Consider the following 26,794-nt stretch of genomic DNA (forward strand, 5'->3'; position numbering starts at 1 on the left):
GAGAGATGGAGCCGTTGAAGGCAATTCGAATCAAACAGCTAAGGCAGGGAAATCCGTTCATCGCTCTGGAAAATGTGGAACAACCGGTCATTGGGCATCCACAGGAAGTGTTAGTCCGTGTATTGGCTGTCGGTCTTGATGGGACGGACAGAGAAATTTTGCAAGACAAGTACGGGACTCCACCAGTAGATGAGGATGAACTCACGACGGGCCATGAGTCTCTTGGCGTCGTAACAGAGGCAGGAGGCGAAAGCGGGCTCCAGCCAGGGGATCTGGTTACGGCAATTGTCAGACGGCCGTGCAAGGATCAGAGCTGCGTGAACTGTCGGAATGGGCACGCCGATTTCTGTCAAACGGGCGACTATGTAGAGCGGGGGATTAAGGGGGCTCACGGATTTCTCTCTGAATATTATAAGGAGGAAGCCCGTTATTTGGTTCAAGTGCCGTCTTCTTTGCTGGAGCTTGGCATGCTGGTGGAACCGCAAAGTATTGTTGAAAAGGTGTGGGATCAGGTGCTGCGTGTTCAGCAACGGCTGATCTGGGAGCCGCGTACGGCCCTTATTCTGGGCTCAGGGCCGCTCGGTTTGCTTGCCGCGATTACTTGCCGGGTTCTGGGGCTGGACGCGGCAGTATGGTCCATGGCGCCGCCAGACAGCTTACAAGCGGAGCTTGTGCGTGCGTGCGGCGCCTCCTATCAGCAGTCCGGCGCAGCGGGGACTGCCTCGACCTTGACGGCTTATGCCGATGGACTCGGCAAGCCGGTGGATTTCATCCTCGAATGTACGGGCTTCAGCCCGCTAGCCTTCGAGGCAATGTCGGTGCTAGCGCCCAACGGTGTGCTGGCGCTGCTTGGCGTTACTCCAGCCGATCGGAGGCTGGAGATTTCTTCGGACATGCTCAATCAGAGCATGGTCCTGGAGAACAAGTGCGTGATCGGCTCTGTGAACGCGTCGCGCAAAGATTTCGAAACCGCCATCTACCGTCTTCAACAGATGGAGAAGCTTTATCCCGGCTGGTTGGCCCGAGTAATCACCAATCGGATGGATTTGGAAGCGGTGCTGAAGCTGGATTTCAAGAGCATCGCGATCAAAGCGGTCGTAGATATGGTTCCGGCTTCTCAGTGGCGTGAGCTCGTGAAGCAATCGAAAGAAGTCGAATATAGCTTTTCGGTCTAGGAACCCCTTTTGGGGTTTCTTTTTTTAAATGTCGTCAGGATTGTGTGTGGCGAGCTCACAGGGAGGAGAGATTCCACATGCATCGTGTGGTACGAGTATTTGACAGGGTGGACGTGGAAGATACGGAAGTGTCACAGCGGTTCGGAGTATTTAGATTCCGCCTTGATCTGTGGGAGATCGTCTTTTTGCACGGGTGAGCGGAACGTAGGTGCGTTACGAGTCGGTATTTTCGGTTGCAGGGACATTTCGCGGAACTACCGTGCGTTATGAGCAGGACATGCTGGCTTTTAGTGGGGTTGCAGGCACATTTTCGCTGATTTAACGCACCCTAGTTCCGCTTCAGGGGGATTAAGGGGGCGTTTTCGTGGAATAAGGCATCGTAGTTCCGTGGATATCGCTGTGCTTAGTGAATAGGCGATCCGGCAGTACCTCCTCGTTTTTCTTGCGAAGCTTACTGAGGCGAAATGTACCCGGAAAATGTGCGGGGCGAAAAGCGATAGCGTCCGCCTTTAAAGTCGTGTTCGCACCACCTTATCCAGTCAAGGAACACGACTTTAACAGCGGTTGGAACCCCATACTCAACCATACCCAAGTCCCTCCACATGCCTGGACGTATGGGTTTAGACGAGAACCTGAGGCACAACCTCAGGTTTCTCTTTAACCTTTCCTGAGAATGCGGGCTATACATCTTTTCTATATTTTTCTATAATAATGGGGAAAGGGAGGACGAACACGCATGTCAAAAAAATGGTTCAAAAATAATGGAATGCACGTATCCTGGCTGATTGCACTTGTCGCTACGCTCGGAAGCTTATACTTTTCGGAGATTTTGCACTTCTTGCCTTGCAAATTATGTTGGTACCAACGAATTTTGATGTATCCGCTCGTGATTCTATTAGGTATTGCAGCCGTCCGGCGTGACTATAAGCTAACGATCTATGTGCTGCCCATGACGATTTGGGGCGCATGTATATCCATCTATCACGTCCTGCTTCAGTCCGGCGTTTTCCATGAAGATGCGACGGCTTGCGGACCTATTCCTTGCGATGTGGATTACTTGGATCTGCCCGGCATCTTAAGCTTTCTTACCATCCCGATGCTTGCTGGCACCGCATTTATCTTGATCACCATTCTACAATATTTGACTTATCGGGCTACGAAATAAGTTCTTCCCCTTCGTGGACAAGCAGGTAATTTGTCTGGCACTGTCGAAATGAGTACGAGAGTATTCATTGAAAAGACGAGGTGCTGGCATGACTCCATTAACTAAAAGCGCTGCACTGCTGATCGTCCTGAGCGCAACATTGATCGGCTGTGCAGACAAGAATCTGCTATCGACATCATCCGAAAAGGGAGCAAGCGCAACTGCAGCGGCGACCGCAGCAGCAACTCCTCGCGCGACCAGCGTCCCGGCAACACCAACTCCGAAACCAACGGTTCCACCTATACCGACGCCAACGGCTGCGCCTGCGTCCAGTATGGAGCCGCATCCTACGGCACAGCCTGCCGCTTCGACGAAGCCTGCTTCCACAAGCAAGCCGTCAACGGGAGACCGTACCCCATTATCATGGTATTACATGAAGAAAAAAACAGGGCAAGTGCCTGATTTTCCGAAGGAGACCAAATCCTTCACAGGGGATCAGAAAGCCGTTTGGGTAGGTACTGGCAAAAAGGTATACCTCACTATTGACGCGGGCGGACCGCTCATCGAGGTAGATCTCATGCTTAAATCGCTTAAAGACAATGGCGTTAAAGCGAATTTTTTTATTTCCGGCAACAATATTAAGAAAAACCCGGATTACTTGAAGCGTCTTGTGGCAGATGGCCATTTCATCGCGAATCATACGATGACGCATCAGGATTTTAATAAGATGACGGATGAGCAGATTAAGAAGGAAATTACGGATTTCGAAGAGATGTACAAGAAAATGACAGGAAAAGATGTAGAAAAGTACTTCCGCTTTCCATTTGGCAGCTACAATATGCATAATCTTAGCTTAGTTTCTGAGATGGGATATACGTCCGTATTCTGGTCCACGGCAATGAGGGATTGGGAACCCAGGAAGAACGGCGCGGAGGATCCGTATAATGACATTATGAACAATTTGCACGAAGGTAATGTGATTTTGATGCACCAAGGTTCTGAGGAAAATATGCAGGCACTGGATCGCATCTGTAAAGAGATTAAGAAGAAAGGTTATGAATTCGGACTTGTGAATGAGCTTCAGCCCCAAAAGTAGGATTGCGGACGAAATCTGAGACAAACACCTAGGTACATTTGAGCTTGGGCGTTCATATTCTAACCATGTGGTTCCGTTATTCATTAATCGGCAAAGGAAGCGTATAGTTGTGCAGCAGGCGATAGCCGTATTGGACTCCGGAGTTGGAGGATTAACTGTAGTTAAAGAAGTCATGAGACAGCTTCCGCAAGAAAAAGTGATCTATTTCGGGGATACTGCCCGAAGCCCTTACGGTCCCCGATCTGCAAATGAAGTACGCAACTTTACTCGGCAAATTGTCAATTATTTAACTCAATTCAACCCCAAAATGATTGTCATCGCTTGCAATACGGCAACAGCCGTAGCGATTGACGATATTCGAGAAAGTGTCAGGATTCCTGTTCTTGGCGTCATTTCTCCTGGAGCGAGAGCAGCAATCAAAACGACAAGAAGCAGCGTTGTCGGTGTCATAGGGACGGAAGGAACGATTCGGAGCCGCGCTTACGAGCATGCGCTTCGGAAGATTTCACCGGGTATCCAAGTCGTCAGCGAGCCATGCCCGCTGCTTGCTCCTTTGGTAGAGAAGGGGCTCTACGACTCCGACGTAGCGTATGATATCGTTGAACAATCGCTGCGACCACTGATTGGCAAGCCCATGGATTGTTTAATTTTGGGCTGTACCCACTATCCGTTCCTGAAACATGAGATATCCCGTGTTATGGGACCGGACGTTACGCTGATCTCCTCAGCCGATGAAACAGCACGTGAGATCAGCACCATTCTGTATCACCATGAATTGCTAGCGGATTCGGGGGTACTGCCTGTGCATCAATTTTTTTGCAGCGGCAAGCCTGGCTTGTTTAAGCACATTGCCCGTTCATGGTTGAAAGAGCAAATATCCATTACACCTGTCGTCTGGCAGGTACCTAATATTGTATGATAGCAAATTTGGATCGAGCAGCTTGCTCGGTCTTTTTTTGCGTTCAGGTGAATGTGATCGGTTACATATGATGAGCGCCGATAAATTGGAATGAGAGTGTCTGCAAAAGGAAAAGGCATGCATATAAAACAGCTGTACTAATCAAAATATAGATAAATTAAATTAATTTGGAGGCCAACTATGAACAGTAAAATGGTTCTTATCAATGTAATCGTCATCTTAATCATCCTTGCCGGTTTGGGAACCGCAGCCTACTATTACAACCAGTCTGCTAATTTCATAAGTACCGATAATGCGCATATTGATGGTCAGCAGGTAACAATTGCAGCAACGGCATCAGGAAAGCTCACGGATTGGAATGGCCAAATTGGCAAAGCATTTTCCTCGGGAGACCGCATAGGCAGTGTAATGCTGATTGGGCAGCCTACTGCGAGCAAGATAGATATTGAAGCTCCGACAAGTGCTACTATCGTGCAGCAGTCTGTGGTCCCAAATTCATTTGTTTCCGCAGGTGCTATACTGGCACGCGCTTATGATTTGAACAATTTGTGGGTCACGGCCAACATTGAAGAGAAAAGTTACAACAATATCAAAACAGGGCAAACCGTTGATGTGTATGTAGATGCGTTTCCTGGCACGATCCTAAGCGGTAAAGTGGATAAAATTGGACTTGCCACAACGGGAACTTTCTCCCTTATGCCTTCCTCCAATACAAATGCCAACTACACCAAGGTAGCGCAGGTGCTTCCAGTCACCGTGGTGCTTGATGGGTATAAAGGCGTCGCCTTGGCCCCTGGAATGAGTGTAAAGGTCCGTATCCATATCTAAGGAGGTCGAAGGATGGAACAACAAAAATCGATTGGGGGAACGCTGACCGTATTGATGCTGGGGGCATTTATTACCATCTTGAATCAGACGCTGCTTAATATTGCGCTTCCGCATCTGATGACGGACTTTAATATCTCAGCGACAACGGCCCAATGGCTGTCCACGGCCTACATGCTTGTTAACGGAGTACTGATCCCTATATCTGCTTATTTGATAGCAAGCTTTGGGACCAAAAACTTGTTCGTGTTGGCGATGTCTGTTTTCACGGTCGGTTCTGTCGTATGTGCGATTACCCCGAATTTCACGCTAATGCTGCTCGGTCGTGTATTGCAAGCGTGCGGTGCGGGAATCATGATGCCCCTTATCATGAGTGTGTTTCTGACCGTGTTTCCTCCGGAAAAAAGAGGTGCAGCCTTGGGCTCAATGGGCATTGTGATGATGTTCGCTCCAGCCCTTGGGCCGACACTTGCGGGATGGATTGTGCAAAATTACTCCTGGCGGATTTTGTTTATCATGGTCATTCCGCTTGGCGCATTAGCTGTTGTGCTTGGCTTCCGCTATATGTCCAATATTATTAAACCGACAAATCCGAAGTTTGACGGCTGGGGAGCTCTCACCTCAACTTTAGGATTCGGCGGATTATTGTACGGGTTTAGCGAAGCGGGCAGCAAAGGGTGGGGAAGCTTCACTGTTATCGGATTTTTAATCTTCGGAGCAATTTTTACGGCGGCATTCGTATGGCGGGAATTCACGGTCGACGAGCCGCTCCTCGAAATGCGTGTATTTAAATACAATATTTTTACATTAACGACGATTATCGGAGCCGCAATCAATTTAACGATGTTTGGAGCGATGATCCTGCTTCCGATTTATCTCCAGAATATACGCGGTTTTACACCGCTCCAGTCCGGATTGTTGATGCTGCCGGGGGCGCTTCTGATGGGAGTCATGTCTCCGATTTCCGGCGCTCTGTTCGACCGGATCGGCGTGCGTCCATTAGCGATAGTTGGGCTTATCATTACCACTTTTGCAACTTGGGAGTTCGGTAAACTGACTTCAGAAAGCACCTATTCGCATATTATTATGTTGTATACGGTCCGCAGCTTCGGTATGTCGCTCATTATGATGACCGTACAAACGGCGGGCCTCAATCAGATCCCGCACAATCTCAATGCTCATGCCACGGCCATGTCGAATACGATTCGGCAAATTGCTGCGTCCATAGGAACAGCTTTGCTCGTTACGGTGATGACATCAAGAACGACTGTGCATATGGGCGATTATGCAAATAATATCACGACAAGCGAGCCGCAAATTGTGGATTTGCTGCAAGGATTAAGCGCTGGGATAGCGGCGGCAGCAGGCATTCCCATTCAGTCGGGACAGTCGCTTGCGGTTTCAACGCTGTATGGGTTAGCCATGAAAGAGGCCACGATCAAGGGGATCAATGATGCATTTGTGATCGCAACTTTGTTTGCTGCCTTCTCACTGGTGCTTTCTTTTTTTGTTTCGAACCCGAAGAAGAATCCGCAAAGCTTAACTGTCCCTCATACGGAGATCGCCGTCGAACCAGCCAAATAAATTCGGCGAAACCATACAAAGGAGATTGCGATGAAAATCTACATTGTTTACGACAGCGAGAATGGCCACACTGAAACTCTCGCGCGATCTGTTGCAGAAGGAGCACGGCAAGTTGATCAGACCGAGGTGTGGGTTCATCATGTACATGAAGCGGATATCTACCAATTGGAGCATATGGATGCGATTATTTGGGGATGTCCAGGCCATTTCGGATCCATCAGCGCCGGGTTGAAAGCGTGGATAGACCGGTTAGGTTATTTATGGGCGCATGGCAAGCTGGTTGATAAACTAGGCGCTGTGTTCTGCACGACAGCAACGGTTCATGGGGGCATCGAAACCACGTTGCTGAATTTGATCACACCGATGCTGCATCAAGGAATGGTCATAGTGGGTTTGCCCGGTAACATTAAAGAAAATGCGCTTTATGGCTCTTATTACGGTGTAGGCGTGACCTGCTCGGTAGAGCAGTCTCCCGCCGATCCGCCTAATTTGCCCACAGCTAATGATTTGGCCCTTGGGAGAGCGCTTGGAAAACGGGTAGCTGAATTCGCCAAAAAATTGACTTAACAAATTAAACTTGAAGTAGGGCAGGTGATCAATACTTATGCTTTATGCGATTATTGCTGTTGTCGTAGTGGCTTTCATTTTTTTGATCGTATTCAACATGCGGGCTGCAAAGAGATCTCCTAAACCATCCGAACATCCAGCTCCGGAGAAGTTGGTTCGCTCATCGACAATAACGGAGGAGAAGCCGCCAGTTGAATCGGTTCATCCCATTCCTTCTCAGGCAGCCTCCATCTCCGCTCATGAAGAAGCACCGATCGCTTCGAAACAGGAAAATTCGGACGCCATGTCGCCAGTTACTATGGGATACAAGAGACACAATGACGATCAGTATAGGCAAGCTTTGCGTCAATTCTCCAAGGATGAACCGAATGCGGAAGAGAAGGGTTCAACGGAGAAGGGATCTTCGGAAAAAAATAAAGACCAAAATTTCCGGGAAGCGCTGCTTTCCATTTCCAAGCAAGAGTAGTCCAAAGCGGCAAGCTTTTTGCCCTTGAAAGTAAGCGACCATTATTTTTAGGAAAAGGTGATGATGTTGTTGAGTGATAAACACGCAGAACGTGACCTACAGATGAACAACGACGAACAATACAGACAGGCGATCAGGAACTTTGCAAGCGCAGAAAAAGCGGAAGATGACGATCAGCTTGCGGCAGTTGAGCAGTTGGAACAAACACTCGATTAACCCGAGAAGCGAAAATTGTACATTAAGAGGCTTTCCCAAAAGTAATAATAAAAAAGGAACGTGCACGTCCGTATTCAAAGAAAAAGTGAGGAGAGCATCTTCGGATGACAGCTGTCTCGTCCGCCTCCGGGGTAAGCCGCGTCAAAGATGGCATCGTCAAGCCGATTCACGGCGGCATTCACGACGCGAACGAGGTGATTTGGAGGGATGTCTTCCTCGAGATCCATTGGCAGGACAAATTTGAAAAGAGGCCGTCTCTCAGCCATATTATTTCATGGCTTTTGAGACAGCCTCCTCGACAAACAGACCTGTTAAATGGATATTCTGAAATAAAACGCCCCTTTAAGCAGCGGTTTATTTATTAAACCAGTCAACTTAAAAGGGAGCTTATCAGGGTCTTTTTTTCAATCATTATCCCTTATCGCAAAAAAAGTAGTGTTGGTATCCGGCATGTTCAGGAGCTCAGAAGGGCCGGTTAGTTTCAAGGAGAAAGATTTGAAAGCTTCCTTCACGGTATCGTCCACTAATCGGATCTTTATGGATTTTACGGTTTCTCCATCAGCAAAGATAAGCTGTCCCTTCACTGGAATAAAGTCTGTATTAGGCAGTGCAGTGTCGCTTACCGTCGTATAATTCACCGCAATTTCGCCAGCGGTTCCTCCGCCCCTGTACACATTGGCGGTTACCGTGCCGGCGTCTTCATTGACCCATTGTAACAACGAACTCGAAGCAAACATTACTTTGCCTTTAGATGGCGCTGGACCTTTTACCGTAACCTTGCACGTTGCTGTGTAGTTCCCATCCTCTGTCGTCACGACGATATCTGCTGTTCCGGGAGTAAGTGCCCTTACATATCCCCAGTTACTTACTTCCACGACTTTTGGATTTGTGGAATGCCAGGTAATTTTAGGATTGGCTGCATCTACTGGCTGAACTTTTGCTGTTAATTGCGCTATTGCGTCATACCCCTCTGTGTACAAATGGAGTTCACTGGCGTCCAGAGAAACACCTTGGACCGGTTTATCAGCGATATTAACATCGATTGTTACCGTAGGCGTACCGATGGAAGTAGTTACAGTAATTTTCGCAGTTCCTTGTGTTAGTGTATGTACCGTGCCCTCCAACCCTGTAGTTTCGGGATCAAACTTGCAGGAAACTGTGGCGACTTGTGTATTACTGGATGAACATAGTAACTGAACGTTGTCGCTCAAGTAGGCACGACCGTAGAAGCCAGAGGTACTATTGGAATGTGATTCGATCTTTGTCTCTCTTGAATCGATTCGAATGATGTTTTCAGGAGCTGGTGTAGGTGTGAATTCAATTAATAGATCTAGTCCATAAGCAGTCCCGTACCATTTTCCGTTTTCAAATTTATTGAAATTCATTATGTAGAAGCTGGTGAATGGGGGGGCAAAATTCATATTTTCAATCTTGATCATTTCACCGTTCGAATTAATGAAATACCGATAATTGTGCGGTCCTTTAAGAATGATTTCCCCGCTATCTGAAAGGGATTCCACCTCCGAACCAGAATAGTGAGTAATGACTCCAGTAGGGGATATCCGAGTTGTTACTGAGTAAGTATCAACGAAGAGGAACCATCCGTTGTTCGATAGAAATCTCCAAACAGGGTGTTCAGAAGTAGCAAGAATTGTGGTCGTTTGTGTTTGAATGTCATAGAGCCAAAACTTGTACTTCCAACTCTTTCCACCCAGCTGTGGGTCATACTCATAAACACTCGTTTTGGTAATGAGTCGTTTTTCGTCTATGGTATAACTATCAGCGGAAGTTAAATTTGTATTTGTTATAGCTCCATCATAATAAATGATAATGGTTCCCTGCTCATTTTTATACGCCAAATGGCCGTCTTTTGATATTGCTGCGTAAAAACTTTCACTACTGACTTGATTTTCTGCTGAAACATCTTTGTAGTTGTTGTTGCTGGTATTATATATCCAGATATGAGCCTTATTTTCTCCAATATGGGATGAGAACGCTACAAAATTGCCGGACTTGGGGGACGTTAGAAACACATTGTTGATGATAACAGTCGGACTTGTACCGGTATTCCACAAATAAAGATCGGAACGCCGATTGTTCATCGCCACAAATATAGCCCCACTACTCGTTAAATAAGCTTTTGTCACATTCTCGAAAGGAACCGATGTAACCTGCTGAGTGTTTCTGTCTTTGATAGATACGGAGTCACTGGATATATACAAAATTCTGTTACTATCAAAATCCTCTATCCCTCCTGGAACTTTATCCAGAACCACACTTTCCGCTTTGGCCACTGAAGCAAGGCTACAAAGCAGTAGCAGAAAAAAAACAAGCAACATTATGGGGAGCATCAATTTTTTACGCGCTGAAATGATCATACATCAACCTCCAATGAATTTATTGTTACATATCGTATCAATTGTGTAATTTATTTACAATATCTCATGTGCATTGAACGTATATGAAATTTTTCAAACGGCTACTTGAAGTCGCATTGTTTCGTTTTAAAAGGAGCTTAGCACATACAAGCCGCTTAGCTCCTTATTTCAATTCAGATACTCACTTTTTCTTTGAATACGGACGTGCACGTTCCGTTAGGCATGTTTGTTGGGACAGACTCTTTCTGACAAGCAAGCATCATGCGGTACGAGCATTTGAGATGATGGACGTAGAAGATCCGGAAGTGCCACAGCTGTTTGGATCACCCATACCGCCTCGATCCGCGATAGATCGTCTTTTTGCACCGGTGATCGGAACGTAGATGCCTTAATTGGTGGTATTTACGGTAATACGCACATTTCGCGGAACTACCGTACCTTATGAGCAGGAAATGCTGGGTTTCAGGCCAGTTTTCGCCCATTTAACGCACCCTAGTTCCGCTTCATGGGGAGGAAAGGGACGTTACCGTGGAATAAGGCATCGTAGTTCCGTCGACCGTCGATGTCGCTGTGCATGGAGGATTGGCGGTCCGGCAGTTGCTCCCCGGTTTTCTTGCGAAGCTTACAGAGGCAAAATGCACCCGGAACCTTACAGGGTGTTCATAGATAGGAATACCGGATGGAAGACAGGTAGTTAAAAGAGAAGTGGAAGGCAGCACAAAGTCGAACAGAGAGGGGGATGGGTATGGGGTGGAGAAGCGTTAGCGCCCGTATTTGAAATCGTCTTATTACCGCTAAGTAAATTCAATAAAAAGACGATTTCAAGAAACGGTCGGAACCCCATTCTTAAGTCCACTCCCTATGCGCCGACGTATGGGTCTAGACAAGAACCTGAGGCGCAGCCCGCAGCCTCAGGTTTTTTCACATCCGAATGATTCCAAGCTCTGAGGCATAATCTAACGTGACGAAGCAAGTATCAAGTGGCGAGGTGATTGCATGGAGGGGTACGGCTCTTGGACGCTCCATCATGAAATGACAAGGCTTGCGAAGGCATATCCATTTCTCCATATGCCGGTTATCGGACAAAGTGTCATGGGCAAAAATATGGCTGCTATTCGGATCGGACAGGGGACAAGAGAGATCTCGTATAATGCCTCTTTTCATGCGAACGAGTGGATAACAACACCGCTGCTTATGCGATTCCTGGAAGAGCTTGCCGACGCTTATGCGAGGGGAGCATCTTGGCGTGGCAGCAACATTCGGCAGCTGCTTTCCGAAGCGACATTATGGCTGGTGCCCATGGTTAACCCAGATGGCGTAGACCTAGTGCTGGAGGGCATTACAGCCGACCATCCTTTCGGGGCTGCGCTTCGCTACTGGAACAGCGGGTCGGAAGACTTTCAGAATTGGAAGGCGAATATTCGAGGTGTTGATCTCAACGATCAATTCCCTGCGCACTGGGAGGAGGAGGCTGCCCGTAGAGGCCAGCTTGGACCGGGTGAGCGGGATTATGGGGGGGAAGCGCCATTAACAGAGCCTGAAGCCACTGCAATAGCTGCTTTTACAGAATGGCGGTCCTTCGAGCTGGTTATGGCTTTGCATACGCAAGGGCAAGAGATCTACTGGAACTATCGCGATTATGAACCTACGGAGTCTGAGGCGTTTGCGGAACGTTTGGCTTTGGTTAGCGGCTATAAGGCCGTTAAACTTACCGGGAGCGATGCCGGTTATAAAGACTGGTTTATTCAATGTTTTCGAAGACCGGGATTTACCGTTGAGGTTGGTTTGGGCGTAAATCCGCTCCCAGCCGAAAAGTTCCTTGCACTATATGAAGAAGTAGTGCCAATCTTGTTAGAAGGACTTAAGTTAAAGGTTTAGTTCGGAGACAAGTCGCTCTAACTTGGCCGTGCACGTTAAGAACCGATCCGCCCAGCGTTCATATACTGTTGACAGGAAACTGTTGGGAGGAATGAACATGGCACCGAAAGGTAAAGGCGGCAAGGTTACGAAAAAGAAAGAACTCTCATCTCGCGTTCAATATACGATGAGACTTGTAGAATCGTCCACTTGCGGGGTTTGCAAACAGCAATGCGCGAGGGGACTGAGATATCTGGCGCATATGTCGGAGCCGGGGGCCGTAGGCAAAGGGGTTCCGTGTATACTTACGAGAAAGCGCATCAACTGATTGAACAGGAGAGAAGGATATGCCGTCATATACGTAGAGGTGAAACGATGATAAGCATAATTCGCCTGCTGCGTAGAGGTATCCTGAATAAACTCGCTAGTCTAATCGAACACCGCATCAAAACAGCCCCTGCATCTAGAGTTGGATGCAAGGGCTGTTTTGATGTTACTTATGATGGATGGAGCATTTGTTTTCAATAAAACGAATCTGGTTCTCGATCCGATTCAGAGTCTCATTCGCTTCTTGTGAGGATGAGGCTTGGGTTTGAAATTGCTGGAGCTCTTCCTTTAAGCTGTGCAAATCATTGCCTGCATTCGCGCAGTCATAATTGCTTTCCAAATTATTGATCATGTCCTGCCTCCTATGGACCAAGAATGGTTATTTCTTGCCTTTTTGACCGCTTCGATCCGAAGTGCGTGTGGTCGTGTTCTGGTTCCCGTGACCTTGTTGTTTTTTGTCGGACATAGATGTTTTCCTCCTTTTTCTTGGGTGGACAATTGGACTACCCGTTTATTATGAGCCGAGACTTAAATTTGATACGGAAACAAAAATAAAAGCCTGGCGAGCGATGGGGATCGTTCGTCAGGCTTAAAGGTTATGTGTGTAGTGCTGATCAGTGGTTTGGCGTTAGCAATTTGTCTTCAAGCGATTGCTTAAGTTTTTTGATGGCGTCTGTTTCTATCTTGTGGTTTTGGTTGAATTTCGCGCCTGTAAGTGCAAGCGCTTCCTTAACCGTCATTTCCACACGAATAACTTCTTCGCCTTGCGGGATTTGGACGTTATTGTTGCTCATTTTCATCACTCCTATGTCAACTTTTTGAAGTGGAAACCTTGATTTGACGCACTTTTAATATAACATACCATGTTATATTTTACAAGGGGAGGAAAGACCCATTTGCAGATGTGGTTATTGGCGAAATATAGAAACTGTTCTATTGGGGTTCATGATTTTGTTACTGTACGCGAAAACATTTACTTGCTAAAGTGTAAAATGGGGATAATCTTTTATAGATGATGTCATCGACTAGGAGCTTGCTATGAACCGAAATTATCGCATTTTGTACCTTCAACCATTAAAAACAAGCTGTTTTTGGCTTTTATTTTGTTAATTTTACTGCCTTTCTCCATCTTAAATGTGTACAATTTCAAGAAAATGGAGGCTGTTCTTCGATTGAAGGTCAGCGAACAGAGCCAAGAAGAACTGGAACGAATGAAAAGGTCGTTCGAAGAATCCATGAGAACGACGTTTCGTACGTTCACCTTGCTGGAACAAGATCCGAACATTTCGGACATGCTCAAAAACCCGGAGAATTACGACAGGTATGATACGCAAATCAATTTGGAAAATAAGTTCGAAGCCATTACCAGCTCTATTTTTCTGACCAGTGCGCCGGTTTACTATACAGTATTGGGCACGAAGGGACATTATTATACATCCTATAAGCCGCTTGATATGCTGAATTATGAGCATTTCCAAGAACAAGACTGGTACAGGAGCGTTCAGCAATCAGCGGATAAATTCCTGTGGTCTTTAGAGAAAAATTATGTGCACAAAGACGAATCGACAAGCCCGCGTTTTCTCAGCGTTTCCGCTGGATTGGTATTTAATTAAACAGGTGCCCAAGGCAATTGTTTATGCCGAAATTGATCGTTTGCAAAAATCATTCTTTCTTTCTTTTTTTTCGCAAAGTGGCAGTCGGTTTCGTTCATTGTAACTATGAGAAGGAAATGCTGGGCTTTAGGAGGGTTTCAGGCACATTTTGGCTCATTTAACGCACTCTAGTTCCGCTTCAGGGGGAGAAAAGGGACGTTACCGTGGAATAAGGCATCGTAGTTCCGTCGATATCGCTGTGCATGGGGAATAGGCGGTCCGGCAGTACCTTCTCCGTTTTCTTGCGAAGACGAAATGTCCCTGGAATCTTACAAGGGCGTTCATGGATAGAAATACCGGATAGGAGACAGGTTAGGGAAAAGAGAAGTGGAAGTTAGCACAAAGTCGAACAGTAGAGGGAATGGGTGTGGTGGAAAAGCGATAGCGGTTGGAATCCCATATCCAAAACATACCCAATTCCCTCTCCATGTTCAAACGTATGAGTTTAAGGACCTGCCACAACCTCAGGTTTTTCTTGTTTATGGACCGTTATAAGGCGTGTTGCCTTCTGTATATTCATCCTCCGGTTTGCGAATCCAGCGCTGCAGGTAACCTTGATCGTACAGCGCTTTAATCAGAATGATGAGCACGGGAGACAGGATAACCCCGGCAACGCCGAACAAGGAGAGCGATAAAATCATAAACGCGAGTGTCGTAAACGCGGATACCCCAAGTGATTCACCCGTTATTTTCGGCTCCATAATCTGTCTGACAAGAATGACGACCAGGAGCACGGCGCTGAGCCATATCGCTAAGGTTGTGTTGCCGACAATGAACAAGTAGATAATCCATGGAATGAACAGCGTTGAAACCCCCAATAAGGGCAGCACATCAAAAATCGCCGACAGCAATGAGATGGAGAATGCGTTGTTCACGCCGAGTACGAGCAGTGCGATGAAAACGACAACGAACGTTAGGGTAATCAGCTTAAGCTGTGCTTTTATGTAGGAAACGATGCCTCTTACGACATTCTCTTTTAAGAAATAAAAAGCCTTTTTGAACGTATTCGGCGTATTGTCGTTAGCCAGCCTTTTCCACGAATCGATTTCAATGCTGAGGAAATAGGCTAAAATGATCCCGACTATGAAGTTAAACATGAAGGTTGAGAAGGACGTAAGCGAATTCACCATGCCACTTAAGAGCGCGATGAGGATCTTGGTGGCCTTGCCGACGAATTGCCCGGCATAATCCTTTGCTTTATCAATGACATCCTGCGGAAGCGTCTGGAATTGTCCGTTCAAATCACTAATTTTCTGCACAATCTGCTCTTGGAAAATGATCTGATAGTCATCCAGCTTGTCCAACAGACTCATGATCTGGCTTGTGAAAATAACAGCCGCACCGGCTAGCGCGCCTAGTATGACCAGCACGAACAGCAAAGTTGAAATCGCGGAGGCTATCGATTTCCGCATGCCTTTGCGATGTAAAAAGCGAGCCAAGGGCTCTATCATTGCAAAAATGATGAGAGCCAGGAAAATAGGCGTCGCAATCCTATACAAGTAGCTGAATAACAGCATGAATAAATAGACCGTGAGAACGATGAGCGCAATGTCAAAGGCCGTCCTCCAATATTTCTTATAAAAAGAAATCACTCCGATACCTCCGGGGCATGTTATTGTTCGGTTAAAATAATAGGGCCATTGCTTGTGATGGCGATGGTATGCTCGTATTGAGCCGACAAGCTTCCATCAACGGTTCGGGCTGTCCATCCATCCAAATCAACTTTGGCATGGAATTTACCTACATTCAGCATCGGTTCAATGGTAAAAACCATGCCTTCTTTAATTCGCGGGCCTTTACCGGCCGGCCCATAATGCGGCACTTGAGGCTCTTCGTGCATCTCGGAGCCAATGCCGTGACCGATAAAGTCTCGGACGACTGAGAAACCATGCGATTCGGCATACACCTGAATGGCATGAGAGACATCGCCAATGCGATTGCCAGGGACAGCCTGCTCGATACCCTTGTACAGCGATTCCTTCGTTACTTGCAGAAGCTTTTCTGCTGTTGGTGAAATCGTGCCAACCGCATACGACCATGCAGAGTCAGCGAGCCAACCGTCTAAGCGAACAACCATGTCAATGGTTACGATATCCCCGTCTTTGAGAGGTTCTTTTTTGGGGAAACCGTGGCAGATGACATCATTGACAGAAGCGCAGGTTGCATATTGATAGCCGTGGTAACCTTTTTGCTCAGGGGTGGCGCCGTGTTTAGCCAGAAAGCTTTCAACGAATTGATCAATCTCCCAGGACGTAATCCCAGGACGAATCATTTTGGCGATCTCTTTATGGCAATCGGCCAGAATACGACCGGCGCTGCCCATTTTCTCAATTTGTTCTTTGGATTTAATCGTGATCATCAAGTAACACTCCTCTGTGCATTTCCCTGGTTCTCTAATTGTTTATTATGTCCATTTCGCGGACCATAACTTCATTTCCTTCAATATTTGATGCAAATCCTCGCCTTTCGGTGTCAACGTATATTCCACCGTGACAGGTACGGTTGGATAGGCCGTTCGCTCCAGAACGCCGTGTTCTTCCAGATGGCGGAGCGTATCCGTTAAAGATTTTGGGGAAATGCCTGTAACTTGACGCTGCAGTTCACCGAATCTGCGAGTCCCGCAAAACAATTCTCGTAAAATGAGAAAAGCCCATTTTCCGCCGATGACTTCAAGTGTTCTTTCGATCGAACATTCAATGACTTGCGGTTCTTTGGGAACATAATTGCTAAGCGGAGCGACTTTCTCATTCTCTAGCGTAGACATAAGAAACGCATCCTTTCTATGTAGGTTACTAACATTCAAGTAAGTAAGTTTCATTATTGAATTTAGTAATGAATCTTTCCACTGCTATCCATTTTAAAGAGTGATGGGAGAAATGGCAAGCTGGAAGAGAGGTTGATTTCGTTCTTCGGATTCTTTACAATAAGAAATAAAAAATGTTTCAGGAGATGTGTACATATGAACGTCAAAATTTCTCGCAACGCAGCAAAAGTACTTCAATTGGAGCTAGAGAAAGAAGAAAACAAAGGTTTAATCGTTCGTGTCCAAGTGACTCATAAGCATGGTGACCATGCCCATTATGGTTTGGGCCTTGATGATAAAACGGCTAACGATGTTGTTGTCAGCACGGATAAAGGCATTGATGTGTTGCTGGATAAAAATGAGCCGCTGCTTGACGGCATTCGTATTGACTATTTCTACACGCCTGAAGAAGGTTTCATGATCACGAACCCAGGCAAGGGGAACCACGGAGATCACTAATGGCGAATGATATTCGCATTTGTGATAAATGCAAACACATGAAAATGAAGACCGCCCTGCCGAAGCTGAAGCTTATCGCGCCGGACGCTGACGTCAAAGTGGCCTGCAAATCTTATTGCGGTCCGTGTTCTCGTTTTGCTTTTATTTTTATTAATGGACGTTACGTGACCGGAGCGACAGAAGATGAAGCGATCGAAAAGGCGAAGAAGTATGTGAAGTAACGACGGTAACAGCTGAAAAACAGACAAGCATCCCTCCACGCAAGTGGTTGGGATGCTTTTTTTAAGTGTGCACAGCAGATTTTTTCTCCAGCAGCTTGCGAATTTGACCTTCGATTTTCTTAGGCGAAGTAGTAGGAGAGAACCTCTTGATCACATGGCCTTGAGGATCGACCAAGAATTTCGTGAAATTCCACTTGATTCCGGAACCGAAAATGCCAGAGGCATGTTGTTTTAAATAACGGTAGAGCGGGTGAGCATTCGCACCATTTACGTCAATTTTGGAGAAGAGCGGGAAGTTGACGCCGAAATTCAGCTGGCATGCCTGCTCAACTTGTGCATCGTCGCCAGGCTCTTGATCTTTGAACTGATTACACGGAAAGCCAAGAACGGAAAATCCCTGATCCTTGAAGGTATCATGAAGCTCCTGAAGTCCCGTGAACTGCGTAGCGAATCCGCACTTTGTCGCTGTATTAACAATCAGCAGCACTTGGCCATCGTAATCGGAAAGCGGCTTATCTTCGCCGCGTATAGTACGAGCCTGAAATTGATGGACGCTCATAAGGTCACCTTCTTAAGGGGATTTTACACAAACTTTCGTAATAAACTGTTAAATAACGTACTGTAATTTTCACACATTTGCTCGGATGTAAACAGGCAAGTTCTTTTAAACAGATTCATAGTTTCTGTTTCAATTACTTCCGCATCATCCATTTGAAATTGCAGAATCGTGTTTCTAAGTGCACCGGATTCATACGGATCATAACTGTATCTATAATTTCCGACAATCTCTCCTATGCCTCCCCCTGTAGAACAAATTAAAGGAATTTGTTCGTTCATTGCTTCAAGTACCACATAACCAAAAGGTTCATATAAGGAAGGGACGACCAGCGCATCCAAAGATTGTATAAATCCTCTCTTTCTTTCCCCGCTGCACCAGCCTAAAAAATGTACTCGCTCCTTCATATTAGCTCCATCTATATAACTAATCAATGATGCAAGATAAGTTGGATCATCATTACCTGAAGCTATCCATAATTCCGCATGAAGTTCCTTTATGGCCATTAAACATTCGAGAATCCCTTTCCGATAGTCCAACCTTCCAATATAGCCCAATTTTATACGTTCATTACGAGTTGATCGCGTCTCTGTCAACGAATTATTCTCAAACTGCATGCCATTATGAATAACCATCGTTTTGTGATCATACTCAGGATAAAGCGCTTGCAATTTTAGTTTTTCGGCATGAGACACACATACGATCCTGTCCGCGCGGTTGCATAAGTTCTGAAACTGAATTTTAAGGTCTTGATAACTAGCGAATGGTTGATGGATGTCATAAGGCTCGGGGGTTGGAATCGAATGAATAACATAAATTAGCGGTCTGCCTCTTAAAAAATTTTCGTCTATCATAAACTGAAACTCGTAAAAATGGCATACTGCGATGTCAAATGAAAGTTCACCTAACCGGTATGCCTCGCTATACTTTGCGGAAAGCACATCTTTGGTGCCTGGATAGCGACTAATCTCAATATCGTGAATAAAGTCATCGTTATAAAGATGAACAAAGCCAATTTCTTCCGTGTGATGCATGTAAAGTTCGTTCATAAAAGATCCTAGTCCGCCAACTAAATATTTGCCTATTTCATTTGTAAAATGCAAAGCATCATAGTGTTTTTTAAATTCGATATTAATCACTGATTATCACTTCTCCTAGCACTACCTGATATTTAAAAAGCATATATTTATCTTGCTTTGTTAAAGGTTGAACAACCAGCGCGGGCGTTTTATTCAAATCAGGATCGTCGAACTTTCTTGAAAAATCGACAATAAAAAAAGCCTCAAATTGAGGATTTATTAGGAACTCGTCCGGTAGTACCAGTGTTCTTCCATAGTAAACTGTTTCTTTTGGCAGCAGTAATGAATTCATAGGGGCTCCTTTAAGTTGGGTTCATTTTGTGGAAAATATGTATAATTTGGGCATATAATTTAATATTATAGGGTAATTTGTCGAATTAGGTCAATAGTTCTGAATGTGTCAAACGATAAACTGAAATGTATCTAGTAAAAAATACCTAAATATGTTAATGTTATTTTCGACAAAAATTCTATATTTTGGAATATATAAATCATGAAAGGATGTTCAAAACAAGATAATTGGGAGGGGAATTCAGCAAAATGGGAGTAATCTCACAAAATCAGTATACGTATTTGAATAACCTAGTAAATGGTGGTGGAGGGAATGCTGAATGGGCAAAAGCCCAGCTAAAAGATACCACTGTAGAAAAGCCGGTGTCTAAACCAGCTCCAGTGCCTGCACCGACACCGACACCAGTTCAAAAGCCATATGTGCCTTCCACGGCGGCGGTGCAAGCAGCTCAAAACTCATCTTCATCATCAAGTTCAAGTTCATCTTCATCATCGCAATCAAAGTCAAACTCTTCAACATCGTCTACAGTCATCTCCCAAAACCAATATACGTATCTAACGAATTTGGTTAATGGTGGAGATGGAAGCGCCGAATGGGCCAGACAGCAATTACAAAATACGGTTGTTTCTCTACCAGTAACTCCGTCTTACACGACAAGTCCATCTGCTTCCACATCACCCAAGATAACATTACCGACACCGTCATATACAAGTCCAAACGTCTCTGCAACACCAAGGATCGTTTCCACAACACCGTCCTATACACCAAGTCCAAACGTCTCTGCAACACCAAGGACGGTTTCCACAACACCTTCCAATACACCAGGTCCAAACGTCTCTGCAACACCAAGGATCGTTTCCACAACACCGTCCTATACACCAAGTCCAAACGTCTCTGCAACACCAAGGACGGTTTCCACAACACCGTCCTATACACCAAGTCCAAACGTCTCTGCAACACCAAGGACAGTTTCCACAACACCGTCCTATACACCAAGTCCCAACGTCTCTGCAACACCAAGGATCGTTTCCGCGACACCGTCCTATACACCAAGTCCCAACGTCTCGACAACCCCGACCCCAACAATCATTTCGCAAAATCAGCATGATTATTTGACAACCCTGGTAAATGGCGGCGGCGGAAATGCCGAGTGGGCCAAGCAGCAATTAAACAACACGGTTGTTGCATCACTTACGAACGTGTCAACAACACCAAAAATAACATCAACGACACCAACTTATACACCGAGCCAGACGGTATCCACAACGCCATTAGCTGTCTCAGCGACTCCAAGACCGAACGTATCCACAACCCCGGCTCCAACAGTCATTTCGCAAAATCAGCATGATTATTTGACAACCCTGGTAAATGGCGGCGGCGGAAATGCCGAGTGGGCCAAGCAGCAATTAAACAACACGGTTGTTGCATCACTTACGAACGTGTCAACAACACCAAAAATAACATCAACGACACCAACTTATACACCGAGCCAGACGGTATCCACAACGCCATTAGCTGTCTCAGCGACTCCAAGACCGAACGTATCAACAACCCCGGCCCCAACAGTCATTTCGCAAAATCAGTATGATTATTTGACAACCCTGGTAAATGGCGGCGGCGGAAATGCCGAGTGGGCTAAGCAGCAATTAAACAATACGGTTGTTGCATCACCTACGAACGTGTCAACAACACCTTATCAAACAGTGTCAACCTCACCTTACGCTATTCAAAGTTTATCTGCTACAACCAGTCAGCCGATTACCAAGCAAGATCCAAATGCCAACCAGAGGGCTTACTTAACGAACTTAAGCAAAGGCAGTGATGGGAATGCGACGTGGGCTAAGCAAGAATTAGCTAAATTGGACAAGTCTGAGGCAGCAGCAAACCAACGAACTTACTTGACGAACTTAAGTAATGGCAGTGATGGGAATGCGGCATGGGCTAAGCAAGAATTAGCTAAATTGGATACATCTGAGGCAGCAGCAAACCAACGAACTTACTTGACCAAATTAAGCAATGGCAGCGACGGGAATGCGGCTTGGGCCAAGCAAAAATTAGCAGAACTGAATCGTTCTGAACTCCGAGATAATTTGTATGAAAAAAGCAAAAACGGTGATAATGATGCGAAGCAAGAGCTAAGCCGCATGTTCCGAGAGGAGAGTCAAGATCGTTTGAACGAGCTCTCGCAAAGTGATGGGTATGAAGGCCAATTAGCAATAATTGAATTAAAAAGACGAAGTGATGCATTGGCAGCGAGACAATCGGATCAGGCAGTCCAAACCACCCCGAAGGGTAGTTCATTTGATGTTAAAATAGGTGCAAACGGTGTTCCCATTACGATCAATAACGAGAATGAGAAACAAAAATATCAAACATATGGCAGTGCTACTCTGCAGTCGGGCTCAACAGGTGTTAAAATAGAAGATATTTCAGGAAGTTATACCGAGAAATCGCTAGGTGGCGCAATTGTTTATACAACAACAAACGGAAATCAATTGGATGTCAACACGAAGAAGATGAATGAACTGCTGGATGAATATGCGCAAACAAAGGCTCGCTACTACCCAGGTGACATTCTGAATTCGAGTATGAAAGGAACTTCGGACTTCCTGCAATTTGCCTTAGAAAAAGGGTATGATCCACGAACATTTAATTACACAGGAAACAGTAAGGATGCCACTGGCCAAGCTTTTGTTAACCAGAAAGCTTTTGATGAAGTGTTCTACGAAGAAAAATTTGCTGCGCCAATGAGAAAAGAACTGGGTCAAATGGCAAGTACCATACTGGACTTTACACCAGTAGGTGGAGTAAAAGGGCTTGTGGAAGCGATTCGCGGAAAAAATATTTTGACAGGTGAAGAACTGTCTACACTGGAAAAAACGCTCAATATTGCAGCAGTAGCCCTTCCCGCAGCAGCCAGTGCAAAGACACTGCTTGCCAAAGTAATCAGCACGGCGGCTAAAACTACGGATGCAGCAGCAGAAAGTGCATACAAAGCTCTTAAGGCTATTGACGAATTTAATGACGCTGATATTTATAAGGCGGCGGAGGCTTCGAGGACTGAGCCGGTTAGTCAGGGTGCGGGGATTCTTATGGCAGATAATTCGTTGCCTAATCTAGAGAACGCAACGATAGATTCAAGGAAATTAACAGAATATGCACTTAATCCTGAACATCCAGTTGGCGGGGACAAAGCAAAGGTGTTTGATAGTGCATTAGGATATAACAAGTCGAATGCTGATGATTTAATCAAGCAAGTTAAAAACAAATTGTCACAGAGTGAATCTCTTGAAAAAGGCAGCGATAAATGGGGACAAAAGTTCCAAGTTGATATGAGTATTACAGGTCCGAATGGAAAAACAGCTAATGTTAGAACCGGCTGGATAATTGACGAAGGTTCAAATGTCCCGAGATTAACTTCGATTTATGTAAAGGAATAAGGAGGATAAATTTCGATGAAGTTTTCTGAACTTGAAGTTGTTAGGGTGTTAAAAGATTTTGAAAAGGAAGGCATAAGGAAAGGTGACTTTGGTACAATAGTTCATATTTTTACCCAGCCAACCGAAGCTTATGAAGTAGAATTTTGTGATAAGGAAGGTAGAACTGTAGCTGAATTTACAGTTCTGCCTGAGTATTTAGAGAAATATTAATAAAACGGGAAGCTACAGTCGAGCGTTGCTTCCTGTGGCTTTGTTTCAGCTTTACAACTCAGGGCGCGGGCAACATTACAGGGTCCTCGAAAGTAAAAAATAATCTTTTAGTGAGTGAAATGCAAACGATTGCACAGTCGAAAGGGAGTAACCACTTGTGTTATTTCCCTCCTTTCTCGCTATGAACTTCGTTTTCATGAGGCCTTCTCCTATGTCTCAACGCAAATACAAATTGAAAGGACTTGAATGCTAACGATGAAAAATAGCATTAAATTTGGCCTATCTATTTTTGCATCATTAATGATTTTTATGTCGAGCGCTGGAGTAGCTCTGGCCACAAGCGCAGATGAGTTAGAACATCAAGCTGATGTGTTGAACAAGCTTAATGTGTTTAAGGGCGGCAGCAATGGATTGGAGTTGGACAACTCTACAAGTAGAATTGAAGGCGCTGTCATGCTTGTACGTTTGTTGGGCAAAGAGAAAGAAGCCTTAATCCAAGGGAATGCCCACCCCTTTTCTGACATTCCAGCATGGGCAGATCCTTACATCGGTTACTTATATCACCATCAATTGACAAGCGGCAGCAGCCCCACTCAGTTTGGCTCAGGTGAAATGACGGCAGAACAATATTGTACATTTGTCCTGCGTGTCCTTGGATATGATGACAAGGTAGGAGATTTTGATTGGAGTCGAGCTGTTGAGAAGCTTGTTGAAGTAGGCGTTTTGACTTCGGATGATACAAAGGAAATGCAAAAGGACCAATTTCTACGGAAATATGTCGTCATTATTTCTTACAATGCCTTGCAGTCCAAGATCAAGGGACAGACGAAAACACTGGTTCAGGATCTTATCGAGAAAAAGGCTTTTGCCCCAGAAGATGTGATTCAAGCCAATGATGGTTCATTGGGCGAATTAGCTGTAACGAATAAAACGGGGAAATGGGTTGTATTTAAATATTTTAGTTCCACAGCGAACCAAGTTTATTTGGCGGGCGACTTTAATCAATGGTCGCCAACGGCTGCACCTATGAGCAAGCAAGGGAATTGGTTCACAGCTGTTATTCCTTTGAATCAGTCTGCTGAGTACAAATTTGTGGTGGATGGCGAGTGGACAATTGATCCATTCAGCTTGGACGTGAAGGGCATTAACGAAAATTCTTATGTCGATCCGGCGATCAACGGGACTTCCAATTTTGATAAACCGATTCATGCTTATGCGAGCAATCATTTTGAATACTTTACGTTGGGAACAACGGATAAAACAGCCGAATTGGAAAAAATGTATGCTACTTTAACGGAGCGTCTATTAGCCTTCTGGAAATCAAAGCCCGAGAGGGCCAAAATCAGGTACTATGGCATGGATTATACGAGTACAATGGAAAATTCAGGGTTCAACCTGCTCGTCCCATTTGCCAAGTACGCCACAAGCGAGGTCTATGACATGTCGGATGTGTCATCATCTCATGAGCTAATCCATACGCTGATTCCAGTTTCCAACAGCTTTTTCAATGAGGGAATGGCGCAATGCTTTCAAATCGAAGGAAACAAAACCTATGTTGAGCAGAATGTGAGCCTGAATGCCAAGCAGTATTTGCTGCAGGATGGCAGCACGAATCTCTTGAAGCTAATGGATAAGCCCATACGCAATTCAGATGAATACCATAAAGCAGGATCGTTCGTCTTTTTCCATATGAATAATCTCAAAACAAGAGATGCCTTTACAACATTTTTGAAAAGCCTACGGTATGAAGATAATGTGGAAACGATTAAGTTGAAATATAAGGACGAGCTTGGCGTATCGCTTGAAACAGCAATAACCCAGTGGGAGAACTGGTTAAAAACGATTGATGCTAATTCAGATGTCTATGTAAAATGGTAGGCTGCATTTTCAATTCATTAACAATTTCTTCACATTCCAATAATACTCCGTAAATACAAGGAAAGTATGCTTATCATATTGCAATTTTACTTATAGCGGAGGTAGGATATGAAAAGACTGCTTAGAAGAAAACGTCTACTCATCGTGCTGGCAGCGGTTTTCGCCGTTTCCGGCACAAGTGTTGTATCGGCTGGACAAGCTACATTGGAGGCGGTTACTGCCAAGTTTCAGCTGACAGCAGGTGGCAAAACGCTAACCCTTGATAAGGATCCTGTGGTTATTGAAGGAAGCACGTATGTTCCTCTTCGCACGATTAGTGAAGCGCTTGGCAAGCAAGTTGAATGGAATGAATGGAATCAAACTATCGCACTTAAAGATATTCCGAAAGTGACAGGCAAGTTCGAGTGGAAAAATGCGCCTGAGCTCGGAAAAGGCATCAAAGAAGGCGGATTCTCCGGTCTGGTTCATCTGCCTAAGGATGCTGCGGATACATTTTACACGCTCGCAGATCGCGGGCCTAACGGTGAAGTCGGCAAAGACAAGCTCCGCACATTCCCAATCGATTCCTACAATCCGCGCATTTATAAATTGAAAATTGCCAATGGTGCAATTGAGATTCTGGATACCATTAAATTGCAGCTCCCGGATGGCAAAATCGATAAAGTAAGTCAAATGAAATACATAACTGGACTTCCCAATCTGGTTGGCAACGACGAAGTGCCATATGATGAAAAAGGCGTAAAGCAGCTATCTTATGATGCGGATGGCCTTGATCTGGAAGGCATCGCGTATAGCCCGTCTGACGATACCTTCTGGCTTTCGGAGGAATATCGTCCATCCATTTTACAAGTGAAGCGTGACGGCACTATTCTTGGCCGTTATGTACCGAAAGGCATGAAAGACAAGCTCGTCCAAGCCGGCGCACAAACACCGATTTATGAAACGCTGCCGGAAGTCTACAATACACGTATCTCTAACCGTGGTTTTGAGGGGGTAACCATTTCCCCAGACGGCAAAACCTTATATACGTCCATTCAAAGCCCAATGGCTAATCCGGATAAAAAAACAGGCGAAGCTTCACGTAATCTCCGCATCCTGAAAATGGATGTGGCAACGAAGCAAATCACCGGCGAATATATTTACTTAGCTGAGCAGGCAGGGCTTTTCACGAATGTGAAGCAGAAGGATGTCGTTATCAGCGATCTGTCCGCCTTGTCAAACAATACGCTGCTTGTGGATGAGCGCGATAAAAACGCTGGGGCTGACGCTCAGCTAAAGCGTATTTATAAATCCGACTTTTCCAAAGCTACCAATGTGCTCGGCACAGACATTAGTAAAAATCTGGAGAGCCTAACCGTTAAGCAGTTGAAAGATCAAGGCATTCAGCCTGTTAGCAAAGAACTTATCGTTGACATCGCAAAGCTGGGCTACCCTTATGAGAAAATCGAGGGCATTGCCGTAGCGGATAAAAATACGATTGCGATTGTGAATGATAACGACTTTGGAATCAGCTATGATGAAAAAGGGAATTTAACCTTGACCGGCGTGCCTTCACAACTGCAGCTCATCCAAGTAACAGACGATTTGTCCCTGTCGAACAAATAAATAGGGTAAAAACCCAGCAGATCGAGCGGAATCTCGATTGCTGGG

General features: G+C 45.3%; 27 protein-coding genes and 1 pseudogene. 18 read left to right on the top strand and 10 right to left on the bottom strand.

The features are described from left to right. Positions 1 to 5: 5 nt before the first annotated feature. From ABRS97_RS04580 to ABRS97_RS04620, 9 genes are all read left to right on the top strand, one after another. A complete protein-coding gene (locus ABRS97_RS04580) occupies positions 6 to 1,175 on the top strand; it encodes a glucose 1-dehydrogenase (protein WP_367811720.1) in 1,170 nt (389 codons plus the stop codon). Positions 1,176 to 1,911: 736 nt separating this feature from the next. Next, entirely contained in the window at positions 1,912 to 2,340 is a 429-nt protein-coding gene (locus ABRS97_RS04585) for a disulfide oxidoreductase (RefSeq protein WP_367811721.1), read from the top strand. A gap of 88 nt (positions 2,341 to 2,428) precedes the next feature. Further along, positions 2,429 to 3,415, top strand: coding sequence for a polysaccharide deacetylase family protein (locus ABRS97_RS04590; RefSeq protein ID WP_367811722.1), 987 nt, complete (start codon positions 2,429 to 2,431; stop codon positions 3,413 to 3,415). 109 nt (positions 3,416 to 3,524) lie between these two features. Further along, positions 3,525 to 4,334 carry a glutamate racemase gene (gene racE, locus ABRS97_RS04595; protein ID WP_367811723.1) on the top strand — a complete coding sequence of 270 codons (810 nt, stop codon included), beginning with the start codon at positions 3,525 to 3,527 and terminating at the stop codon, positions 4,332 to 4,334. 180 nt (positions 4,335 to 4,514) lie between these two features. Beyond that, positions 4,515 to 5,162 (top strand): HlyD family secretion protein, encoded by a 648-nt coding sequence (locus tag ABRS97_RS04600; RefSeq protein WP_367811724.1) that lies wholly within the window; start codon positions 4,515 to 4,517, stop codon positions 5,160 to 5,162. A gap of 12 nt (positions 5,163 to 5,174) precedes the next feature. Then, the gene (locus ABRS97_RS04605) at positions 5,175 to 6,743 is read left to right on the top strand and encodes a DHA2 family efflux MFS transporter permease subunit (protein ID WP_367811725.1); all 1,569 of its coding nucleotides are present in this window, start codon (positions 5,175 to 5,177) and stop codon (positions 6,741 to 6,743) included. A 30-nt stretch (positions 6,744 to 6,773) separates the two neighbouring features. Beyond that, the gene (locus tag ABRS97_RS04610; protein ID WP_367811726.1) at positions 6,774 to 7,310 is read left to right on the top strand and encodes an NAD(P)H-dependent oxidoreductase; all 537 of its coding nucleotides are present in this window, start codon (positions 6,774 to 6,776) and stop codon (positions 7,308 to 7,310) included. A 37-nt stretch (positions 7,311 to 7,347) separates the two neighbouring features. After that, entirely contained in the window at positions 7,348 to 7,776 is a 429-nt protein-coding gene (locus ABRS97_RS04615) for a hypothetical protein (protein WP_367811727.1), read from the top strand. A 69-nt stretch (positions 7,777 to 7,845) separates the two neighbouring features. Beyond that, positions 7,846 to 7,992 (top strand): hypothetical protein, encoded by a 147-nt coding sequence (locus tag ABRS97_RS04620; protein ID WP_367811728.1) that lies wholly within the window; start codon positions 7,846 to 7,848, stop codon positions 7,990 to 7,992. Between the two features lie 77 nt (positions 7,993 to 8,069). Here ABRS97_RS04620 and ABRS97_RS28165 read toward each other — a convergent pair. Both ABRS97_RS28165 and ABRS97_RS04630 read right to left on the bottom strand, forming a co-directional pair. Beyond that, positions 8,070 to 8,258, bottom strand: a pseudogene (locus tag ABRS97_RS28165) (transposase); the annotation flags it as partial. A gap of 138 nt (positions 8,259 to 8,396) precedes the next feature. Further along, complete coding sequence (locus tag ABRS97_RS04630; RefSeq protein WP_367811730.1) at positions 8,397 to 10,370, bottom strand: Calx-beta domain-containing protein; 1,974 nt, start codon at positions 10,368 to 10,370, stop codon at positions 8,397 to 8,399. Between the two features lie 996 nt (positions 10,371 to 11,366). Here ABRS97_RS04630 and ABRS97_RS04635 point away from each other — a divergent pair. Together ABRS97_RS04635 and ABRS97_RS04640 are read left to right on the top strand one after the other, a co-directional pair. Then, positions 11,367 to 12,248, top strand: a complete 882-nt coding sequence (locus ABRS97_RS04635; RefSeq protein WP_367811731.1) for a M14 family metallopeptidase — start codon at positions 11,367 to 11,369, stop codon at positions 12,246 to 12,248. A gap of 97 nt (positions 12,249 to 12,345) precedes the next feature. After that, the gene (locus ABRS97_RS04640; RefSeq protein ID WP_367811732.1) at positions 12,346 to 12,555 is read left to right on the top strand and encodes a hypothetical protein; all 210 of its coding nucleotides are present in this window, start codon (positions 12,346 to 12,348) and stop codon (positions 12,553 to 12,555) included. A gap of 165 nt (positions 12,556 to 12,720) precedes the next feature. Here the strand turns inward: ABRS97_RS04640 and ABRS97_RS04645 are convergent, their stop codons facing one another. Beyond that, positions 12,721 to 12,906 carry a DUF2524 domain-containing protein gene (locus ABRS97_RS04645; RefSeq protein ID WP_367811733.1) on the bottom strand — a complete coding sequence of 62 codons (186 nt, stop codon included), beginning with the start codon at positions 12,904 to 12,906 and terminating at the stop codon, positions 12,721 to 12,723. Between the two features lie 262 nt (positions 12,907 to 13,168). Then, positions 13,169 to 13,348 carry a hypothetical protein gene (locus ABRS97_RS04650; protein ID WP_367811734.1) on the bottom strand — a complete coding sequence of 60 codons (180 nt, stop codon included), beginning with the start codon at positions 13,346 to 13,348 and terminating at the stop codon, positions 13,169 to 13,171. A 378-nt stretch (positions 13,349 to 13,726) separates the two neighbouring features. Here ABRS97_RS04650 and ABRS97_RS04655 point away from each other — a divergent pair, with 378 nt between their 5' ends. Further along, positions 13,727 to 14,167: a hypothetical protein gene (locus tag ABRS97_RS04655; RefSeq protein WP_367811735.1), complete on the top strand. Its 441-nt coding sequence runs from the start codon at positions 13,727 to 13,729 to the stop codon at positions 14,165 to 14,167. Positions 14,168 to 14,685: 518 nt separating this feature from the next. Here ABRS97_RS04655 and ytvI read toward each other — a convergent pair. The 3 genes from ytvI to ABRS97_RS04670 are packed head-to-tail and all read right to left on the bottom strand — an operon-like array spanning position 14,686 to position 16,970. Continuing rightward, a complete protein-coding gene (gene ytvI, locus ABRS97_RS04660; RefSeq protein WP_367811736.1) occupies positions 14,686 to 15,798 on the bottom strand; it encodes a sporulation integral membrane protein YtvI in 1,113 nt (370 codons plus the stop codon). Positions 15,799 to 15,818: 20 nt separating this feature from the next. Further along, the gene (gene map / locus ABRS97_RS04665; RefSeq protein ID WP_367811737.1) at positions 15,819 to 16,565 is read right to left on the bottom strand and encodes a type I methionyl aminopeptidase; all 747 of its coding nucleotides are present in this window, start codon (positions 16,563 to 16,565) and stop codon (positions 15,819 to 15,821) included. Between the two features lie 45 nt (positions 16,566 to 16,610). Beyond that, positions 16,611 to 16,970 carry a winged helix-turn-helix transcriptional regulator gene (locus ABRS97_RS04670; protein WP_367811738.1) on the bottom strand — a complete coding sequence of 120 codons (360 nt, stop codon included), beginning with the start codon at positions 16,968 to 16,970 and terminating at the stop codon, positions 16,611 to 16,613. A 195-nt stretch (positions 16,971 to 17,165) separates the two neighbouring features. Between ABRS97_RS04670 and ABRS97_RS04675 the strand changes: the two genes are divergently transcribed. Both ABRS97_RS04675 and ABRS97_RS04680 read left to right on the top strand, forming a co-directional pair. Beyond that, a complete protein-coding gene (locus tag ABRS97_RS04675; protein ID WP_367811739.1) occupies positions 17,166 to 17,468 on the top strand; it encodes an iron-sulfur cluster assembly accessory protein in 303 nt (100 codons plus the stop codon). Next, positions 17,468 to 17,689 carry a YuzB family protein gene (locus ABRS97_RS04680; protein ID WP_367811740.1) on the top strand — a complete coding sequence of 74 codons (222 nt, stop codon included), beginning with the start codon at positions 17,468 to 17,470 and terminating at the stop codon, positions 17,687 to 17,689. The genes ABRS97_RS04675 and ABRS97_RS04680 overlap by 1 nt, the downstream gene beginning before the upstream one ends. A gap of 61 nt (positions 17,690 to 17,750) precedes the next feature. Here the strand turns inward: ABRS97_RS04680 and ABRS97_RS04685 are convergent, their stop codons facing one another. From ABRS97_RS04685 to ABRS97_RS04695, 3 genes are read right to left on the bottom strand one after another with little or no spacing between them, the layout of a single operon-like run. Then, complete coding sequence (locus ABRS97_RS04685) at positions 17,751 to 18,248, bottom strand: glutathione peroxidase (RefSeq protein WP_367811741.1); 498 nt, start codon at positions 18,246 to 18,248, stop codon at positions 17,751 to 17,753. A 23-nt stretch (positions 18,249 to 18,271) separates the two neighbouring features. After that, complete coding sequence (locus ABRS97_RS04690; protein ID WP_367811742.1) at positions 18,272 to 19,384, bottom strand: glycosyltransferase family 4 protein; 1,113 nt, start codon at positions 19,382 to 19,384, stop codon at positions 18,272 to 18,274. Then, entirely contained in the window at positions 19,377 to 19,616 is a 240-nt protein-coding gene (locus ABRS97_RS04695; RefSeq protein WP_367811743.1) for a hypothetical protein, read from the bottom strand. The genes ABRS97_RS04690 and ABRS97_RS04695 overlap by 8 nt, the downstream gene beginning before the upstream one ends. 248 nt (positions 19,617 to 19,864) lie before the next feature. On the opposite strand from ABRS97_RS04695, the gene ABRS97_RS04700 reads away from it, so the two are divergent. From ABRS97_RS04700 to ABRS97_RS04715, 4 genes are all read left to right on the top strand, one after another. Beyond that, positions 19,865 to 23,056, top strand: coding sequence for a DUF6883 domain-containing protein (locus ABRS97_RS04700; RefSeq protein ID WP_367811744.1), 3,192 nt, complete (start codon positions 19,865 to 19,867; stop codon positions 23,054 to 23,056). Between the two features lie 15 nt (positions 23,057 to 23,071). Further along, on the top strand, positions 23,072 to 23,266 hold the full coding sequence (locus ABRS97_RS04705) for a DUF4926 domain-containing protein (RefSeq protein ID WP_367811745.1): 195 nt from the start codon (positions 23,072 to 23,074) through the stop codon (positions 23,264 to 23,266). 255 nt (positions 23,267 to 23,521) lie between these two features. Beyond that, complete coding sequence (locus tag ABRS97_RS04710) at positions 23,522 to 25,144, top strand: glycogen-binding domain-containing protein (RefSeq protein WP_367811746.1); 1,623 nt, start codon at positions 23,522 to 23,524, stop codon at positions 25,142 to 25,144. A 108-nt stretch (positions 25,145 to 25,252) separates the two neighbouring features. Continuing rightward, the gene (locus tag ABRS97_RS04715) at positions 25,253 to 26,749 is read left to right on the top strand and encodes an esterase-like activity of phytase family protein (RefSeq protein ID WP_367811747.1); all 1,497 of its coding nucleotides are present in this window, start codon (positions 25,253 to 25,255) and stop codon (positions 26,747 to 26,749) included. Positions 26,750 to 26,794: the final 45 nt, after the last annotated feature.

Source organism: Paenibacillus tabacirhizosphaerae (genome assembly GCF_040812395.1).
Classification (GTDB): Bacteria; Bacillota; Bacilli; order Paenibacillales; family NBRC-103111; genus Paenibacillus_E.

Coding starts and splice junctions, on each gene's coding strand:
- ABRS97_RS04580 (WP_367811720.1), top strand. CDS start 6: ATGGAGCCGTTGAAGGCAATTCGAATCAAACAGCTAAGGCAGGGAAAT.
- ABRS97_RS04585 (WP_367811721.1), top strand. CDS start 1,912: ATGTCAAAAAAATGGTTCAAAAATAATGGAATGCACGTATCCTGGCTG.
- ABRS97_RS04590 (WP_367811722.1), top strand. CDS start 2,429: ATGACTCCATTAACTAAAAGCGCTGCACTGCTGATCGTCCTGAGCGCA.
- ABRS97_RS04600 (WP_367811724.1), top strand. CDS start 4,515: ATGAACAGTAAAATGGTTCTTATCAATGTAATCGTCATCTTAATCATC.
- ABRS97_RS04605 (WP_367811725.1), top strand. CDS start 5,175: ATGGAACAACAAAAATCGATTGGGGGAACGCTGACCGTATTGATGCTG.
- ABRS97_RS04610 (WP_367811726.1), top strand. CDS start 6,774: ATGAAAATCTACATTGTTTACGACAGCGAGAATGGCCACACTGAAACT.
- ABRS97_RS04615 (WP_367811727.1), top strand. CDS start 7,348: ATGCTTTATGCGATTATTGCTGTTGTCGTAGTGGCTTTCATTTTTTTG.
- ABRS97_RS04630 (WP_367811730.1), bottom strand. CDS start 10,370: ATGATCATTTCAGCGCGTAAAAAATTGATGCTCCCCATAATGTTGCTT.
- ABRS97_RS04635 (WP_367811731.1), top strand. CDS start 11,367: ATGGAGGGGTACGGCTCTTGGACGCTCCATCATGAAATGACAAGGCTT.
- ABRS97_RS04640 (WP_367811732.1), top strand. CDS start 12,346: ATGGCACCGAAAGGTAAAGGCGGCAAGGTTACGAAAAAGAAAGAACTC.
- ABRS97_RS04645 (WP_367811733.1), bottom strand. CDS start 12,906: ATGATCAATAATTTGGAAAGCAATTATGACTGCGCGAATGCAGGCAAT.
- ABRS97_RS04650 (WP_367811734.1), bottom strand. CDS start 13,348: ATGAGCAACAATAACGTCCAAATCCCGCAAGGCGAAGAAGTTATTCGT.
- map (WP_367811737.1), bottom strand. CDS start 16,565: ATGATCACGATTAAATCCAAAGAACAAATTGAGAAAATGGGCAGCGCC.
- ABRS97_RS04670 (WP_367811738.1), bottom strand. CDS start 16,970: ATGTCTACGCTAGAGAATGAGAAAGTCGCTCCGCTTAGCAATTATGTT.
- ABRS97_RS04675 (WP_367811739.1), top strand. CDS start 17,166: ATGAACGTCAAAATTTCTCGCAACGCAGCAAAAGTACTTCAATTGGAG.
- ABRS97_RS04680 (WP_367811740.1), top strand. CDS start 17,468: ATGGCGAATGATATTCGCATTTGTGATAAATGCAAACACATGAAAATG.
- ABRS97_RS04685 (WP_367811741.1), bottom strand. CDS start 18,248: ATGAGCGTCCATCAATTTCAGGCTCGTACTATACGCGGCGAAGATAAG.
- ABRS97_RS04695 (WP_367811743.1), bottom strand. CDS start 19,616: ATGAATTCATTACTGCTGCCAAAAGAAACAGTTTACTATGGAAGAACA.
- ABRS97_RS04700 (WP_367811744.1), top strand. CDS start 19,865: ATGGGAGTAATCTCACAAAATCAGTATACGTATTTGAATAACCTAGTA.
- ABRS97_RS04705 (WP_367811745.1), top strand. CDS start 23,072: ATGAAGTTTTCTGAACTTGAAGTTGTTAGGGTGTTAAAAGATTTTGAA.
- ABRS97_RS04710 (WP_367811746.1), top strand. CDS start 23,522: ATGAAAAATAGCATTAAATTTGGCCTATCTATTTTTGCATCATTAATG.
- ABRS97_RS04715 (WP_367811747.1), top strand. CDS start 25,253: ATGAAAAGACTGCTTAGAAGAAAACGTCTACTCATCGTGCTGGCAGCG.